Annotated in this window: 15 protein-coding genes; 6 read left to right on the plus strand and 9 right to left on the minus strand. The window is 65.8% G+C overall.

Annotation, left to right across the window (positions count from 1 at the left end):
- The first annotated feature begins 185 nt into the window (after nt 1-185).
- Nucleotides 186-1,076, plus strand: coding sequence for a 4-hydroxy-tetrahydrodipicolinate synthase (gene dapA / locus E5P3_RS21475; RefSeq protein WP_174263087.1), 891 nt, complete (start codon nt 186-188; stop codon nt 1,074-1,076).
- On the opposite strand, the gene E5P3_RS21480 is transcribed toward dapA, so the two are convergent.
- From E5P3_RS21480 to E5P3_RS21505, 6 genes are read right to left on the minus strand one after another with little or no spacing between them, the layout of a single operon-like run.
- The gene (locus E5P3_RS21480) at nt 1,063-1,314 is read right to left on the minus strand and encodes a MoaD/ThiS family protein (RefSeq protein ID WP_162587820.1); all 252 of its coding nucleotides are present in this window, start codon (nt 1,312-1,314) and stop codon (nt 1,063-1,065) included. The genes dapA and E5P3_RS21480 overlap by 14 nt on opposite strands.
- Nucleotides 1,315-1,316: 2 nt before the next feature.
- Nucleotides 1,317-2,564: a molybdopterin molybdotransferase MoeA gene (locus E5P3_RS21485; protein WP_232073253.1), complete on the minus strand. Its 1,248-nt coding sequence runs from the start codon at nt 2,562-2,564 to the stop codon at nt 1,317-1,319.
- The gene (gene mobB, locus E5P3_RS21490) at nt 2,557-3,180 is read right to left on the minus strand and encodes a molybdopterin-guanine dinucleotide biosynthesis protein B (RefSeq protein WP_269474009.1); all 624 of its coding nucleotides are present in this window, start codon (nt 3,178-3,180) and stop codon (nt 2,557-2,559) included. The genes E5P3_RS21485 and mobB overlap by 8 nt, the downstream gene beginning before the upstream one ends.
- Nucleotides 3,171-4,586, minus strand: a complete 1,416-nt coding sequence (gene thrC, locus E5P3_RS21495; RefSeq protein WP_162587821.1) for a threonine synthase — start codon at nt 4,584-4,586, stop codon at nt 3,171-3,173. The genes mobB and thrC overlap by 10 nt, the downstream gene beginning before the upstream one ends.
- Nucleotides 4,586-5,908 carry a homoserine dehydrogenase gene (locus E5P3_RS21500; RefSeq protein WP_162587822.1) on the minus strand — a complete coding sequence of 441 codons (1,323 nt, stop codon included), beginning with the start codon at nt 5,906-5,908 and terminating at the stop codon, nt 4,586-4,588. The genes thrC and E5P3_RS21500 overlap by 1 nt, the downstream gene beginning before the upstream one ends.
- A gap of 41 nt (nt 5,909-5,949) precedes the next feature.
- Entirely contained in the window at nt 5,950-7,173 is a 1,224-nt protein-coding gene (locus E5P3_RS21505) for a pyridoxal phosphate-dependent aminotransferase (protein WP_162587823.1), read from the minus strand.
- A gap of 68 nt (nt 7,174-7,241) precedes the next feature.
- Between E5P3_RS21505 and E5P3_RS21510 the strand changes: the two genes are divergently transcribed.
- The 5 genes from E5P3_RS21510 (at nt 7,242) to E5P3_RS21530 (ending at nt 11,667) form a co-directional block, all read left to right on the plus strand.
- Nucleotides 7,242-7,625, plus strand: a complete 384-nt coding sequence (locus E5P3_RS21510; RefSeq protein ID WP_162589784.1) for an Mth938-like domain-containing protein — start codon at nt 7,242-7,244, stop codon at nt 7,623-7,625.
- A gap of 180 nt (nt 7,626-7,805) precedes the next feature.
- Complete coding sequence (locus E5P3_RS21515) at nt 7,806-8,276, plus strand: peroxiredoxin (protein WP_162575924.1); 471 nt, start codon at nt 7,806-7,808, stop codon at nt 8,274-8,276.
- Nucleotides 8,277-8,475: 199 nt separating this feature from the next.
- Nucleotides 8,476-10,215, plus strand: a complete 1,740-nt coding sequence (locus E5P3_RS21520; RefSeq protein ID WP_162587824.1) for a PhoH family protein — start codon at nt 8,476-8,478, stop codon at nt 10,213-10,215.
- A gap of 184 nt (nt 10,216-10,399) precedes the next feature.
- The gene (locus E5P3_RS21525; protein WP_162587825.1) at nt 10,400-10,855 is read left to right on the plus strand and encodes a GyrI-like domain-containing protein; all 456 of its coding nucleotides are present in this window, start codon (nt 10,400-10,402) and stop codon (nt 10,853-10,855) included.
- Between the two features lie 101 nt (nt 10,856-10,956).
- On the plus strand, nt 10,957-11,667 hold the full coding sequence (locus E5P3_RS21530; RefSeq protein WP_162587826.1) for a helix-turn-helix transcriptional regulator: 711 nt from the start codon (nt 10,957-10,959) through the stop codon (nt 11,665-11,667).
- Between the two features lie 3 nt (nt 11,668-11,670).
- On the opposite strand, the gene dnaB is transcribed toward E5P3_RS21530, so the two are convergent.
- The 3 genes from dnaB to rpsR form a co-directional block, all read right to left on the minus strand.
- Nucleotides 11,671-13,074, minus strand: a complete 1,404-nt coding sequence (dnaB, locus tag E5P3_RS21535) for a replicative DNA helicase (RefSeq protein WP_068683066.1) — start codon at nt 13,072-13,074, stop codon at nt 11,671-11,673.
- Between the two features lie 189 nt (nt 13,075-13,263).
- Complete coding sequence (gene rplI / locus E5P3_RS21540) at nt 13,264-13,716, minus strand: 50S ribosomal protein L9 (RefSeq protein ID WP_162587827.1); 453 nt, start codon at nt 13,714-13,716, stop codon at nt 13,264-13,266.
- Between the two features lie 13 nt (nt 13,717-13,729).
- On the minus strand, nt 13,730-14,011 hold the full coding sequence (gene rpsR, locus E5P3_RS21545; protein WP_007830781.1) for a 30S ribosomal protein S18: 282 nt from the start codon (nt 14,009-14,011) through the stop codon (nt 13,730-13,732).

Below are 14,011 nucleotides of genomic sequence, written 5' to 3' on the forward strand. Positions count from 1 at the left end.
ATCGCTCGCCGCGATGGTCCGCGTGCGCCTGGGCGGCAAAGCCAAAAAACCCGAGCTCGTCTGACCGGAGCTTCGGTTCCGTCGTCGGATGAGCGACGGAACTGCAGGGTTCGACATCCAGCCTCGTTTCGCGCGCGCTTCCGACGGTGGTTCATCCATCGGTCTGGTCTCCAAGGAAAAACCGCGTGCCTTCCACTTCTTCACCCTCTCCTGATTTTTCGGGTCTCTGGATTCCGCTTGTCACCCCCTTTCGCGATGGTGCGGTCGACCATGCCGCGCTGGCCGCATTGACCGAGGGGCTGGCATCTTCCGGCATCGCCGGCTTCGTGGTCTGCGGCTCGACCGGCGAAGCCGCGGCGCTCGATGCCAACGAACAGCTGGCCGTGCTTGCCACCGTTGCGAAGACCGCGCCCGCCCTGCCGCGCATCATGGGCCTCTCGGGCTACCACCTGGGCAAGACCATTGCATGGGTGCGCGAGTTGAACGACCAAGGCCTTGCCGGACTGCTGGTGCCAGCGCCCAGCTACGTCCGGCCTTCGCAGGCGGGCTTGCTGGCCTGGTTCGAAGCGATCGCGGATGCAAGCGCTGCGCCGCTCCTCCTCTACGACATTCCCTACCGCACCGGCGCCACCATCGCGCGTGAGACCCTGCTCGTGCTTGCGGCCGACCCGCGCATTTGCGGCCTCAAGGACTGCGGCGGCGACATGGCCAAGACGCGAGCGCTGATCGCCGATGGCCGGTTGCAGGTGCTCGCCGGCGAGGATGCACAGATCTTCTCGACCGTGGCAGAGGGCGGCGTGGGCGCCATCGCGGCCAGCGCGCACTTGCAGACGGCGCGCTTCGTCCAGATGATCCGTCTGCTTCGCGAAAGCCGGCTGGCCGAGGCGCGTGTCCAGTGGCAACGGCTGCTGCCGCTGATCGAGGCCTTGTTCGCCGAGCCGAATCCGGGACCACTGAAGGCCGTGCTTGCGCAGCAAGGCCTGATGCAGGACGAGTTGCGGGCGCCGATGACTCACGCCGGCGACGCGCTGCGCGAGCAGCTGTCGCAGTTGCAGGACGCGCTCAGCCGCCCGTGACCGGTGGAAAGAAGGCCACTTCCTGGCCTTCGCGCAGTGCGGCGCCTTCGGCGCTCATGACCTGGTCCAGCGCCATGCGCACCGCCTTGCCGCGGGCCAACGCGCTGGCATGCGGCTCGCCGCGTGCGATCAGTTCGTCGCGCAGCGCGCCGAGATCGGCGGCGCGCGTCTCGACCGTTTCGCTGCCGGTCCCGAGGGCCTCGCGCACCGAGGCGAAGTAGCGCACGGTGACCTTCATGCTCAGTACAGCAAGGAAGAGAAGGGGATGAACTGCACCATGTCGCCGGCCTTGAAGGGCTGGCCGGCGGGCGTGTCGATCACGCCGTCGCCCCAGACCATGGAGGTCAGCACGCCAGAGCTCTGGTTGGCGAACAGGTCCAGGCCGCCGGTAGCGTTGCGGCGCGCGCGCAGGAACTCGCGGCGGCGGTCGGCACGCGGCCAGTCGAAGTCGGCGCGCATCGCGATTGGCGCCGGCGCCACGCGGGCAGCACCCTGCAGCGTCAGCAGGAAGGGACGCACCAGGAGCAGGAAGGTCAGGAAGCTGGAGACCGGGTTGCCGGGCAAGCCGGTGAGATGGGCATTGCCAATCCGGCCGTAGGCAAAGGGCTTGCCCGGCTTCATCGACAGAGACCACAGGTCGAGCTCGCCCAAGGCCTGCACGGCAGCCTTGATGTGGTCCTCCTCGCCGACCGAGACGCCGCCGGTGGTGATGATCAGGTCGCTGCGCTCCGAGGCGCTGCGCAGCGCCTCGATGGTCGCGTCGCGGCGGTCGGGCACGATGCCCAGGTCGTGCACCCCGCAGCCCAGCCGCACGAGCAGGGCCCGCATGAAGAAGCGGTTGGAGTTGTAGATCGAGCCCGGCTTCATCGCCTCGGGCGCCACCTCGCCGGGCATCACGAGTTCGTCGCCGGTGGAGAGCAGCGTGACGTGCGGGCGCTTCGCCACCTGCAGCCGGTCGAGGCCAACGCTGGCGGCCAGCCCCAGCCCCGCGGGGGTGAGGCGCTCTCCGCGCGCGAGCACCAGATCACCGGCGGCCACATCCTCGCCGGCGCGGCGGATCCACTGGCCCGCCGCCGGCACGATCTCGATGCGCACGCTGCCCAGCCCGCCCTCTTCCGGCAGCGCGGCGGCGTCTTCCTGCATCACGACCGCATCGGCGCCTGCGGGGATCTGCGCGCCGGTGAAGATGCGCGCAGCCGTGCCGTCAGCCAGCGGCGTGCCCACGGCGCCGGCAGGGATGCGCTGGGCCACGCGCAGCACCACGCCGGGCGCGGCGCAGTCGGCACTGCGCACCGCGTAGCCATCCATCGCGCTGTTGTCGCGCGGCGGGACGGTCAAGCCCGAGCGCACGTCCTGCGCGAGCACACGCCCGTCGGCCTCGAAGGTGGACACCGATTCGATGCCCATCTGCGGCGTGGCGGCGGCGAGCAGCCGCGCCAGCGCCTCATCGAGCGGCATCAAGGGAGGGCGTCTGGAAGTCTCAGCCATGGCGATCCACCTTGTACTCGAAACGGCTGGCGTTCTGCAGGAGCCAGGCGCCAATGCCATCGACGTCGTTCAGGTCGAACACCGGCAGCGTGGTCGCGCGCGGCAGGCGCTCGGGGGTGTCGGTGGCGATCGCGACGATGAAGGCGTCATCGGCATAGCGCGCGGGCCGGGGCGCCTGGCCTTCCTCGGGCTCGCGCCAGATCTCGATCTTCTGCAGGTCGCTGTGCTTGAAGCCTTCGACCAGCACCCAGTCCACACCCGCGTCGAGCTCGGCGACGAGCTCGTGCACACCGAGCTGCGTCGGCCGTTCGAATTCGCGAATCAGCGCCAGCCGCTTGTCGGAAGCCACGACCACCTCGAAGGCCCCGGCCTCGCGATGGCGGTAGGTGTCCTTGCCCGGATGGTCGATGTCGAACTTGTGGTGGGCATGCTTGACCACCGAGACGCGCTGGCCGTGCAGCCTGAGCACGGGGATCAGCCGCTCGACCAGCGTGGTCTTGCCCGCGCCCGAGAAGCCGGCGAAGCCGATGACCTTCATGCGCGGCTCGTCGGCTCGGAAAGCGTGAATGAACTCGGCGCGGGCATGATGGGTTCGCTCATGGCTTCTCAGGCGCAGTGCCGGGCGATGTAGGCCTTCACGGCCTCGGCATCGGCTGGCAGCTTGACCACGCGCCGCGGCAGCGCCTCGATGCCTTCGAACCGAGCGGGGCGCTCGGGCGCGCGGCCCAGGGCTTCGACGATGGTCTCGGCGAACTTGATGGGCAGCGCGGTCTCGAGCACGATCATCGGCACGCCGGGCTCCAGGTGTTCGCGCGCGGCCTTGAGGCCGTCGGCGGTGTGGGTGTCGACCAGGGTGGCGAAGCGCTTGTCGGTGTCGCGGATGATCGCGAGGCGATCGGCATGGGTGCTGCGGCTGCTTGCGAAGCCGAAGCGCGTGGCCGCCTCGGCGAAGACAGGGTCGGCGCTCAGGTCGAAGCGGCCCGTCCTGCGCAGATCTTCTTCGAACAGGCCGCGCGTCCTGGCCGCATCGCGGCCGACCAGATCGAACACGAAGCGCTCGAAGTTGCTGGCCTTGGAGATGTCCATCGAGGGGCTGGAGGTCTCGTGCGTGTCGGCGGCCGAGCGCACGCGGTAGATGCCGGTGCGGAAGAACTCGTCGAGTACGTCGTTCTCGTTCGTGGCCACCACGAGCGTGCGGATGGGCAGGCCCATCGAGCGCGCCACATGGCCGGCGCAGACGTTGCCGAAATTGCCTGAGGGGACCGTGAAGCTGACTTGCCTGTCGTTGCTGCTCGTCGCCTGGAAATACCCGGCGAAGTAGTAGACCACCTGCGCCAGCAGCCGCGCCCAGTTGATCGAGTTGACCGTGCCGATCCTGTACTTGCGCTTGAAGTCCAGGTCGCTCGACACCGCCTTCACGATGTCCTGACAATCGTCGAACACGCCGTCGATTGCGATGTTGTGGATGTTCGGGTCCTGCAGGCTGAACATCTGGGCCTGCTGGAAGGGGCTCATGCGTCCGTCGGGCGAGGTCATGAACACACGCACGCCCTTCTTGCCGCGCATCGCGTATTCGGCCGCGCTGCCGGTGTCGCCGCTGGTGGCACCGAGGATGTTGAGCTCCTCGCCGCGGCGCGCGAGCTCGTATTCGAACAGGTTGCCCAGGAGCTGCATCGCCATGTCCTTGAAGGCGAGCGTCGGGCCGTTGGACAAGGCCTCCAGGTACACGCCGTCCTCGAGTTCGCGCAACGGCACGATGTCGGGCGTTCCGAAGATCTCCGCGGTGTAGGTCCTGGCGGAGATCGCCTTCAGGTCCGCGGCGGGGATGTCGTCGATGTACAGCGAGAGGACCTCGAAGGCCAGCTCTGCATACGGCAGTCCACGCCACCTGGCGAGCGTGGCGCCGTCCACCTGCGGGTAGCGCTCGGGCAGGTAAAGGCCTCCGTCGGGCGCCAGGCCCTCGAGCAGGATCTCGCAAAAGCGGCGGCGCTCCGGATGGCCGCGCGTGGACAGGTAGCGCATCAGGACAGCTCTTCCTTGCGGATGCGCACGATCGGGGCGAGCACGGTGGGCAGCGCCTGGAGCTGGACCAACGCGTCGTCCAACGTGCCCTCGCGCGTGTCGTGCGTGAGGATGATGAGGTCGGTCTGGGTCGAGCCTTCGCCGCCGACCTCGTCGGCCTCGCGCTGCAGCACCGCGTCGATGCTGATGCCGGCCGTGGCCAGCAGCCCCGTCACCTGGGCCAGCACGCCGGCCTCGTCGGCCACGCGCATGCGCAGGTAGTAGCTGGTCACCACCTCGGACATCGGCAGTACCTGCAGGTCGCTCATCGCGTCGGGATGGAAGGCCAGGTGCGGCACGCGGTGCGCCGCATCGGCCGTGTGCAGGCGGGTGATGTCCACCAGGTCGGCGATCACCGCACTGGCGGTCGGCTCGCTGCCGGCGCCCTTGCCGTAATACAGCGTGGTGCCGACGGCATCGCCATTGACCACTACCGCGTTCATTGCGCCTTCGACGTTGGCGAGCAGACGCTTGGCCGGCACCAGGCTCGGATGCACGCGCAGCTCGATGCCCTGGGCCTTGCGCTTTGTCACGCCCAGCAGCTTGATGCGGTAGCCCAGCTGCTCGGCGTATTTGATGTCCTGTGCCGCCAGCTTGGTGATGCCCTCGACATGCGCCCTGTCGAATTGCACCGGGATGCCGAAGGCGATGGCGCTCATCAGCGTGACCTTGTGGGCGGCATCCACACCCTCGATGTCAAAGGTCGGGTCCGCCTCGGCGTAACCCAGGCGCTGCGCCTCCTTCAGCACGGTGGCGAAATCCAGGCCCTTGTCGCGCATCTCGGAGAGGATGAAGTTGGTGGTGCCGTTGATGATCCCGGCGATCCACTGGATGCTGTTGGCGGTGAGGCCCTCGCGCAGCGCCTTGATGATCGGGATGCCACCGGCCACCGCGGCCTCGAAGGCCACCATCACGCCCTTGGCGTGGGCTGCCGCGAAGATCTCGGTGCCGTGCACCGCCAGCAGCGCCTTGTTGGCGGTGACCACATGCTTGCCGGCGGCGATCGCCTCCAGCACCAGTTCGCGGGCGATGCCGTAGCCGCCGATCAGCTCGATCACGATGTCGATGTCCGGGTTGGCGATAACGGCACGCGCGTCGTTCACCACCTGCACGCCCTCGCCCACCGCCGCCCTGGCACGCGCCAGGTCGAGGTCGGCCACCATGGTGATCTCGATGCCGCGCCCCGCACGGCGCTTGATTTCTTCCTGGTTGCGCTGGAGCACCTTGAAGGTGCCGCTGCCTACCGTGCCGATGCCGAGCAGGCCTACTTGGATGGGTTTCATTCGATTCGTCTGGCTGTGGAACTGGGGCAGAGGCGAGTCTGTTAGGCGTTGCGGCTGCGGTAGCGCTCGAGAAAGGCAGCGATGCGCTGGATCGCCTCGCGCAGGTCTTCCTCATGGGGCAGGAAGACGATGCGGAAATGGTCGGGCGTGGACCAGTTGAAGCCGGTGCCCTGGACCAGCATTACCCGGGTCTCCTTCAACACCTCGAGGAAGAACTGGCGGTCGTCCTCGATCGGGTAGACCTTGGGGTCGAGCCGGGGGAACATGTAGAGCGCAGCACTCGGCTTGACGCAGCTGACGCCCGGTATTGCGGTGATCAGCTCGTAGGCCAAGTCGCGCTGGTGACGCAGTCGGCCGCCCGGGCCCACGAGGTCGTTGATACTTTGGTAGCCGCCGAGCGCGGTCTGGATGGCCCACTGTCCTGGCACGTTGGGACACAGGCGCATGTTCGAGAGCATGTTGAGGCCCTCGATGTAGTCCTGGGCCATCTTCTTGTCGCCCGAGACCACCAGCCACCCGGCGCGGTAGCCGCAAGAGCGGTAGCTCTTGGACAGCGAGTTGAAGGTCAGCGTCAGCACGTCCTTCGACAAACTCGCGATGGCGGTGTGCCTGACGCCGTCGTACAGCACCTTGTCGTAGACCTCGTCGGCCAGGATCACCAGGCCATGCTCGCGTGCGATCGCCACGATGCCCTTGAGCAGTTCGTCCGAATACAGCGCGCCCGTCGGGTTGTTGGGGTTGATGACGACGATGCCCTTGGTGCGCGGCGTGATCTTGGCGCGGATATCGGCCAGGCTGGGCATCCAGCCGTTCTCCTCGTCGCACAGGTAGTGCACCGGCTTGCCGCCCGAGAGGCTCGCGACCGCCGTCCACAGCGGGTAGTCGGGGGCGGGCAGCAGCAGCTCGTCGCCGTCGTTGAGCAGTGCGTTGGCGGCCATCGCGATCAGTTCGCTCGCCCCATTGCCCAGGTAGATGTCGTCCAGGGTGACGCCGGCGATACCCTGCTTCTGGGTTTCGTGCATCACGGCCTTGCGAGCCGCGAAAATGCCCTTGCTGTCTGAATAGCCGGAGGAGCCCGCGATGTTGCGGATCATGTCCTGCTGCACCTCTTCAGGTGCGTCGAAGCCGAACGGGGCGAGGTTGCCGATGTTCAGCTTGATGATCTTCTGGCCCTCTTCCTCCATCTGCTTCGCGGCATCCATGATCGGACCACGGATGTCGTAGAGCACGTTGGCCAGCTTGGCCGATTTCTTGAGCGGTTTCAAAGTCCCTCCAGGGGCGGGGTGCACGGGGGAAAACCTATAATTTGACCACAGTTCCCACCCCCTCCCCGATGAAGCTCCAGCCCGACAAATCCGACGCCCAGACCCTGACTGCGCATGGTCCTGGCTGGGTGGCCGTCAACAACGAGCGGATCGAGAACAGCGTGGTGGTGGGCTCGCGCGGCGAGCGCTTCGCCTGGGACTGCAGCCGTTTCGAGGAGCTGGGCGCCGAGCATTTCGCACAGTTGGCCTCGCTGGACGCCGAACTGGTCATCTTCGGCAGCGGTGCGCGCATCCGCTTTCCCCAGCCCGCTTGGATCCAGCCGCTGATGGCACGCCGCACGGGCGTCGAGACCATGGACACGGGGGCGGCCTGTCGTACCTACAACATCCTGGCGGGCGAGGGCCGCCACGTGGTCGCGGCTCTGCTGGTCGAGAGACCCGAGGATGGTTAATAGGGGCGTTTCGGGATAAAATACCGGGTTGCGAACCGGGGCCCCGCCCAGTCATCGTCCAGGGAGCCGCCCAGTCAAGCAACGACCAATCTCCATCGTATCGAGCGCTCGAGGCCTGAGCCGCGAGCGAGTGCCAAAAGCCCGACTCGAACATGGAATCAAACGGAGAAAACAAGTTTCATGGCGATCGTTGTCAACAAACCCATCCCTGAATTCGACGCCAACGCCACCGGCGGCATCAAGGTATCGAACACCTCGCACCTCGGGCAAGTGCTGGTGATGTATTTCTATCCCAAGGACAATACGCCCGGTTGCACAACCGAAGCGATGCAATTCCGCGATCGCTACAAGGATTTCGTCAAGGCCGGAGCCACCGTGTTCGGCGTCTCGCGCGACAACATGAAGTCGCACGACGAGTTCAAGGCCAAACTCGAACTCCCCTTCGAACTGATCGCCGACACCGAGGAAAAGATGTGTCACATGTTCGGTGTCGTCAAGAACAAGATCATGTACGGCAAGAAGGTCAAGGGTATCGAACGCAGCACCTTCCTGATCGGCGCCGACGGCGTGCTCAAGGCTGAATGGCGTGGTCTCAAGGTGCCCGGCCATGTCGACGAAGTCCTCAAGGCCGTCAAGACCCTCAAGAAGTAGTCGCCTGGTAGGCAACATTCGTGAGCTTGTGCCAGCACGCGTTGGCGATGCGCAACGATCACGGAACCTGTCACAGCCGATGTGCATAATGATTCCATGCCGTTGAGCTCCGCGACCGCATCCACCGAACAAAGCCGCTTGGGTCTTCAGGCGGCTTTTTCGCTTTCTGGCCCCTTCTTTCCTGCGAGCGAACCGCCCTATGCCCCTGCCCCCCGCCCCCACGAAACGCGCCGCGCTGCTTTCGCCGGACGCACACGACGCGCCTGCCCGCTCCCTGCACGGGAAGGGCGGCCGCCGCTCCTCCGATCGGCAGGCTGAAGAGACTCGGTCCAGCGGGCCTCAGCCGCTCGAACTGTTCGACCGGCGCGCCGCGGAAGGCAGCGCTCCTATCGAGGCGCCGCCCCTGCCGAGCGTGAAAGCCCCACTGCCTGTCACACCGGTCGCGCGCAGCAGCGAGGAGCGCCGCCCGGCAGCGGTAGCCAAGGAAGTGGCCAGCCCGGTCAAGGGGAAGCGCAACAAACCCAACGGCCCGGCCAAGCTGTTCGTGCTGGATACCAACGTGCTGCTGCACGACCCGATGTGCTTGTTCCGTTTCGAGGAGCACGACATCTTCCTGCCGATGATCGTGCTGGAAGAACTCGACGGCCACAAGAAAGGCACAACCGAAGTCGCCCGCAACGGCCGCCAGACCAGCCGCACGCTGGACGCGCTCGCCGCCGCGCAAGGTGCCGACATCGGCAAGGGTCTGAAACTCGATACCACCGGCCACCGCGAGGCCGGCGGCAAGCTGTTCTTCCAGACCGACCCGCTGGACTATTCGCTCCCTACAAGCCTGCCGCAGGGGAAGGCCGACAACCAGATCCTCGGTGTGGTCCACGCATTGCGCGACCTCTACGCCAAGGACGGGCCGGGCCGCGCGAGGCAGGAGGTAGTGCTGGTGTCGAAGGACATCAACATGCGGGTGAAGGCCCGCGCCCTGGGCTTGGCGGCGGACGACTACCAGAACGACAAGACACTGGAAGACGGCGACCTCCTCTACTCCGGCGCGTTGGCACTGCCGGCCGACTTCTGGACCCGCCAGAGCAAGCCGATCGAGAGCTGGCAGAGCGGCAGCAGCACCTTCTACCGGGTCAGCGGTCCGCTGGTGCCCAACCTCTACATCAACCAGTTCGTATATTTCGAGGCACCGGGCGAGCCCAGCATGTATGCCCGCGTGACCGAGATCCGCGACAGGACGGCAGTCCTCAAGACGCTCAAGGACTATGGCTCGATCAAGAACGCCGTCTGGGGCGTGAACACCCGCAATCGCGAGCAGAACTTCGCGATGAACCTGCTGATGGACCCCGAGGTGGACCTCGTCACCCTGACCGGCACCGCTGGTACCGGCAAGACGCTGATGGCGCTGGCTTCGGGCCTGACTCAGGTGCTGGACGATCGGCGCTACACCGAGATCATCATGACCCGCGCGACCGTGAGCGTCGGCGAGGATATCGGCTTCCTCCCTGGCACCGAGGAGGAGAAGATGGGCCCATGGATGGGCGCGCTCGACGACAACCTCGAGTTCCTGGCCAAGGGCGACGGCGGCGGCGCCGGCGAGTGGGGGCGCGCAGCCACCAACGAGCTGATCCGCAGCCGCATCAAGATCAAGAGCATGAACTTCATGCGCGGCCGCACCTTCCTCAACAAGTACGTGATCATCGACGAAGCGCAGAACCTCACGCCGAAACAGATGAAGACCCTGGTCACGCGCGCAGGCCCCGGCACCAAGATCATCTGCATGGGCAACTTGGCGCAGATCGACACGCCCTATCTCACCGAAGGCTCCTCCGGCCTGACCTTCGCCGTCGACAAGTTCAAGGGGTGGCCGCACAGCGGCCATATCACGCTGGCACGCGGCGAGCGCTCGCGGCTGGCTGATTTCGCGAGCGAGGTGTTGTAGCCGGCCCCCGGCTTCCAAGCCGGCTTTTCTTGCGCGCTGCAGCAGGGCTGCTGACAGGACGTTGTCAGCAGCCGGCGCGCAGCATGGCGTCTCGACTTCACGCAACCAGGTCTCCGACGCGCTCAGGAGCGTCTGGGGACCGGCGCTCAACCTCGAGCGACGAGATGAACCTGGAGAGAGAACCATGCAACCTCAGCTTCAACGCCATCAAGGCTTCAACATCGCCGGTCTCACCGTGCGCACCAGCAACCACACCGAGCACAAGCAGCACTCAGCGCGCATCGGCAAGCTCTGGACGCGCTTCTTCGACGAGCGCGTCTATGCCGTGACGCCTAACCGCGTCAACGACATGCGGCTCTACGGCGTGTACTCCGCTTACGAGTCCGACGCGCATGGCGCCTTCGACCTGACGACCGGCGTCGCGGTCTCGGGCGGCCCTTCCGCCGTGACGGTGGAAGCCGGCGACTACCTGGTCTTCACGGGGCAGGGCCAGATGCCGCAGATGGTCCTCTCCCTCTGGGAATCGATCTGGCAGTACTTCGAGCAGCACCCCGAGATCTGTCGCAGCTACCGCAGCGATTTCGAGGCCTACAGCGGCCCCGACCAGGTCGCCATCCACGTCGGCGTGATCATTGGCTGAGATCGCGAGCACGAGAGTACCAGGGCCATGGGGTAACGCGGGCGGCACTATTTCGTGGAAGACTTCGAGAACAAGCTCGTCCGACTTGACCGTTCATCCTTATGCGCCGTGCCGACCGCCTGTTCCAGATCGTCCAGCTGATTCGCGGACGACGCCTCACGACCGCCGCCTTCCTCGCACAGCGGTTGGAGGTTTCGGACCGCACCATCTACCGCGACGTGGCCGACCTGCAGCGCCAGGGCGTGCCGATCGAGGGCGAGGCGGGCGTCGGTTATCGCCTGGGTGCAGGCTTCGACCTGCCGCCACTCATGTTCACGCAGGATGAGGCCGCGGCGTTGGTGGCCTCGGCACGCCTGGCTCAGAGCTGGGTCGATCCGGCCATGGCGAAGGACATCCAGACCGCGCTGGGCAAGATCCTGTCAGTGCTCCCGCCGGCTGCACGAGTGTCGGCCGAGAGCCTGGCGCTGTTCGCGCCAGCGCTCGCGCTCGACGATGGAACGCGGCTGCGCCTGCAAACCCTGCGCGAAGCCGTCCAGTCGCGCAACAAGCTGCGCATGGACTACCACGACGTCAGCGGAGCGCCGAGCCAGCGCGTGGTGCGACCGCTGGGCTGTTTCTACTGGGGCCGGGTCTGGACCTTCTCGGCGTGGTGCGAGCTGCGGGAGGACTTCCGCGGCTTCCGCATCGACCGCATCGATCGCATCGAGGTCCTGCCGGATCGCTTTCGCGACGAGCCCGGCAAGACCCTGGCCGAGATGCTGCGGCAGCTGCAAGAAGATCCGGCAGAACCTCGGCCGTCGCGGCTGCAGTAGCCTTTAGAAATCGTCGCCGCTGCTGGCCAGGTTTTCGAACTTGGTGAGCGGCTTGAGAAAGGCCAGCTTGACGGTGCCGGTCGGTCCGTTGCGATGCTTGCTGATGATCACCTCGGCCACGCCGGGCTCCTTGCTGTCCTTGTTGTAATAGTCGTCGCGGTAGATGAACATGATCAGGTCGGCATCCTGCTCGATGGCGCCAGACTCGCGCAGGTCACTCATCATGGGCCGCTTGTCGGTTCGGCTCTCCACGCCGCGGCTGAGCTGCGACAAGGCGATCACCGGGCACTTGAGCTCCTTGGCGAGCATCTTTAGGCCGCGCGAGATCTCGCCCACCGCCGTCGCTCGGTTCTCGTCGTTCATGCTGCTGGACACGCTCATCAGCTGAAGGTAGTCCACCACGATCAGGCCGAGCCGTCCGTACTGGCGCGCCAGCCGGCGCGAGTTCGCCCGCAGCTCACTGGTGGTCAGCCCCGGTGTCTCGTCGATGTGCAGCGACACGTTGCGCAGCTTCTCGATGGCCTCGGTCAGGCGCGGCCATTCCTCGTCGCTGAGCTTGCCGGTCCGCAAGTGGCCCTGATCAATGCGGCCGATCGAGCCGACGATACGCACCGCCAGCTGGGACGCGCCCATTTCCATCGAGAACACCGCCACCGGCAGCCCCTCGTTGAGCGCCACATGCTCTGCGATGTTGATCGCCAGCGAGGTCTTGCCCATGGAGGGGCGCGCGGCCAGCACGATCATGTCCCCCGGCTGCAGGCCCGAAGTCATCTTGTCAAACTCGTAGAAGCCGGTGCGCACGCCCGTAATGTCGTTCGGGTTCTCCGCCATCTCGCTCACGCGGTCGAGCAACTCGACCACCAGGGATTCCATGCTCTGGAACCCCTGCTTCATGCGCGAGCCTTCCTCGCCGATGTTGAAGATCTTCTGCTCGGCCTCGTCGAGAATCTTGTCGACGGACTTACCCTGCGTGTTGAACGCGTTGGTGGCGATCTCGTCGCTCGCGCTGACCAGCTTGCGCAGGATCGAACGCTCGCGCACGATCTCGGCGTAGCGGCGGATGTTGCTGGCGCTGGGCACGTACTGGGCCAGCGAATTCAGGTAGCTCAGGCCGCCGACCTCCTCGGCCTTGCCCAGGTTCTGTAGCTGCTCGAAGACGGTGATCACGTCGGCCGGCTTGCTGGCATTGATCAGCGCGCCGATGGCCGCGTAAATCAGCTTGTGCTCATGGCGATAGAAGTCACTGTCCACCAACAGATCGCCCATACGGTCCCAGGCGCCGTTGTCGAGCAGCAGGCCGCCGAGCACGCTCGACTCGGCCTCGATCGAATGCGGGGGAATGCGCAGTTGCGCGATTTGGCGGTCGGCCGACGGGTCGTTGTCGGCATAGGAGAAGACGGCGGACATGAACTTCCTTGCAGCCGCACATGCTAAGGCGCATGACGAGCCGCGTCACTTGATAAGGCTGTGGATAAACAGTGACTTATCGGTGCAGCGCGCGGGACAACTGCGGCTGCAAAAAACAAGGGCCGCCCGAAGGCGGCCCCACAAGGACAAGGTCGCAGCTGCGACCTTGTTTTCTCCTCGCCGAAGGCGTTAGGCGCTCTCGCCGTACACCGTGACAGTGATGTCGACCACCACGTCGGTGTGCAACGCGACGTTGACGGTGCTGTCGCCGACGGTCTTGATCGGGCCGCTGGGCATGCGCACCTGCGACTTCGCGATCTTGTATCCCTGCTTGTTGAGCTCGTCCGCGATGTCCTGGTTGGTGACCGAGCCGAACAGGCGGCCGTCGACGCCGGCCTTTTGCGTCAGCTTGACAGCGGTGCCGCCAAGCTTCTCGCCCTGGGCCTGCGCTTCAGTCAGCTTGGCAGCCGCGGCCTTCTCGAGTTCAACGCGCTTGGCTTCGAACTCGGCCTTATTGGCCTCGGTAGCACGGCGCGCGCGGCCCGAGGGAATCAGGAAGTTGCGCGCGTAGCCGTCCTTGACCTTGACGATCTCGCCGAGCACGCCGAGGTTGACGACCTTGTCCAGAAGAATGACTTGCATGGTGTTCGCCTCCTTAGACGCGGTGTTGGTCGCTGTACGGCACCATCGCGAGGAAGCGGGCGCGCTTGATCGCGGTGTTGAGCTGGCGCTGGTAGATCGCGCGTGTGCCGGTCAGGCGCGCGGGGATGATCTTGCCGTTCTCGCTGATGAAATCACGCAGGGTGTCGATGTCCTTGTAGTCGATCTCTTCGACACCGGCAACAGTAAAGCGGCAGAAGCGCTTGCGCTTGAACAGCAGCGATTGGGTGTTGCGCTTCGGACGCTTGTCCTTGTTGAACTTCTTGAACGTGGCCAT

Source organism: Variovorax sp. RA8 (assembly GCF_901827175.1).
Lineage (GTDB): Bacteria > Pseudomonadota > Gammaproteobacteria > Burkholderiales > Burkholderiaceae_C > Variovorax.